This is a genomic window from Streptomyces himastatinicus ATCC 53653, from assembly GCF_000158915.1.
GTDB classification, from domain to species: Bacteria; Actinomycetota; Actinomycetes; order Streptomycetales; family Streptomycetaceae; genus Streptomyces; species Streptomyces himastatinicus.
On sequence record NZ_GG657754.1, the window covers coordinates 618,972 to 621,534 of the forward strand.

A 2,563-nucleotide genomic window follows, 5' to 3' on the forward strand; every position below is an offset into this window, starting at 1 on the left:
CGGTAAGCGACACCCACCGCGACCTCGGCGAACTCCGCCAGCATCGGCTCCATCAACGGCGAATGAAACGCATGACTCACCCGCAGCCGCGACACCCGCCGACCCCGCTCCCGCGCAACCGCCATCACCCGCTCGACCACATCCTCGTCACCGGACACCACCACCGACGTGGGGCCGTTCACCGCCGCGACCGTGGCCCGCTCCCCTTCAGCAAACCCGCCGAGGATGTCGGCGACCTCGGACTCGGTACCCTCGACCGCCGCCATCGCACCACCCGAAGGCAGCCCCTGCATCAACCGCGCACGACCCGCCACCAACCGCGCGGCATCCCCCAGCTCGAACACACCCGCCACATACGCCGCAACGAACTCGCCGATCGAGTGGCCCAGCACCACATCCGGCACCACACCCCACGACCGCAGCAACTCCACCAACGCCACCTGCACCGCGAACAACGCCGACTGCGCATACCCGGTGCGATCCAGCAGAACCGCCTCCGCAGAACCCTCCGCCGCGAACAACACCTCCCGCAACGGAACGCCGAAGCCCGGCCCACCCGCCAGCTCCGCGTCCAGAAAACCGCACACCTCATCCAGCGTCTTCGCGAACACAGGGAAGGCGGCATACAACTCACGGCCCATACCCAGCCGCTGACTGCCCTGACCCGTGAACATCCACGCAGCACGCCCCTCCGACACCACACCGGACACCACCGAAGGGCCGTCCAGGCCGGCCAGACCCGCGCGAAGGGCGTCGTCGGCGCCCAGCACCACCGCGCGGTGTTCCAGGGCGGCGCGCGTCGTCACCAGCGAAAGGCCCACGTCGACGGCGGAGGAGGCCCGCTCGTCGAGGAACTCAGCCAGACGCCTGGCCTGTGCCTCCACCGCTCGCGCGCTCCGCCCCGACAGCACCCATGGCACCACGGGCAGGTCGGCCGACGGCCGTTCCACGGCTACGGCCGGGGCGGCCGGAGCCTCTTCGATGATCACGTGCGCGTTGGTCCCACTGATCCCGAACGACGACACCCCCGCCCGGCGCGGACGCTCCCCCCGCGGCCAGCCACGAGCCTCGGTCAGCAGCCTGACCGCTCCGGCTTCCCAGTCCACATGCGACGAGGGCTCGTCCACGTGCAGCGTCCGCGGCAACTGCCCGGCGCGCAGCGCCATCACCATCTTGATCACACCTGCCGCGCCCGCCGCGGCCTGGGTGTGCCCGATGTTCGACTTGATCGAGCCCAGCCACAGCGGCTCGTCGTCGGTGCGGGCTTGGCCGTAGGCCGCGAGCAGGGCCTGGGCTTCGATCGGGTCGCCGAGCCGCGTCCCCGTGCCGTGCGCCTCCACCACATCCACGTCCGACGCCGAGAGCCGCGCCGAGGACAGCGCCTGACGGATCACCCGCTGCTGCGACGGACCGTTCGGCGCCGTCAGACCGTTCGACGCACCGTCCTGATTGACCGCGCTCCCGCGCACCACCGCCAGCACGTCGTGCCCACGCCGCCGGGCCTCCGACAGCCGCTCCAGCACCAGCACCCCGGCACCCTCGGACCAGCCGGTGCCATCCGCCGCCTCGGCGAAGGACTTACACCGGCCGTCGGCGGCCAGGCCGCGCTGCCGGGAGAACTCGACGAACGTGGCGGGGGTGGCCATCACCGTGACGCCACCGGCCAGCGCCGTGTCGCACTCCCCCGCCCGCAGCGCCTGGCAGGCCAGGTGCAGCGAGACCAGGGACGACGAGCACGCGGTGTCCACGGTGACCGCGGGACCCTCGAAGCCGAAGACGTAGGAGATGCGGCCGGAGAAGACGCTGCCCGCGTTGCCGTTGCCGAGGAAGCCCTCGACCTCGTCCGGTACGGCGTGCACCCGCGACGCGTAGTCGTGGTACATCAGTCCCGCGAATACGCCGGTGGCCGTGGAGCGCAGCGAGTGCGGGTCGATTCCGGCGCGCTCCAGCGCCTCCCAGGAGGTCTCCAGCAGCAGCCGCTGCTGCGGGTCCATGGCCAGGGCCTCACGCGGCGAGATCCCGAACAGCTCGGCGTCGAAGTCGGCGGCGTCGTGCAGGAACCCCCCTTCGCGGACGTACGAGGTACCGGCATGGTCCGGGTCGAGGTCGTAGAGCCGCTCGATGTCCCAGTCGCGGTTGCCCGGGAAGGGGGTGATGCCGTCCCCGCCGGAGGTCACGAGCTCCCACAGCGACTCGGGCGAGGTCACTCCGCCCGGGTAGCGGCAGCCGATGCCGACGATCGCGATGGGCTCGTCGGCCGCGCCCCGGCTCCGTACGGCGGCCGCCGCGGTCTTCTCCTGTTCCCGCTCCGCTTCCGCGCCCAGCAGCTGCTCGCGGAGGTACGCGGCGAGCGCGGCGGGGCTGGGGTGGTCGAACACCAGGGTCGCGGGCAGCCGCAGCCCACTCGCGGTGTTGAGGTGGTTACGCAGGTCCACCGCGGTCAGCGAGTCGAAACCGAGGTCCGTGAACGCCCTGGCCGGGTCGACCGAGGTGGCCGCTGAGTGCCCCAATACCGCCGCGACCTGCGACTGCACCAGCGCAAGCAGCTCCCGGTCCTGTTCAG

1 protein-coding gene is annotated in these 2,563 nt (G+C 71.7%); it reads right to left on the bottom strand.

Going from position 1 to position 2,563, the window contains the following annotated elements:
• Positions 1–2,563: type I polyketide synthase (locus tag SSOG_RS02405; RefSeq protein WP_245606561.1), on the bottom strand; the 2,563-nt coding region annotated here is incomplete at both ends.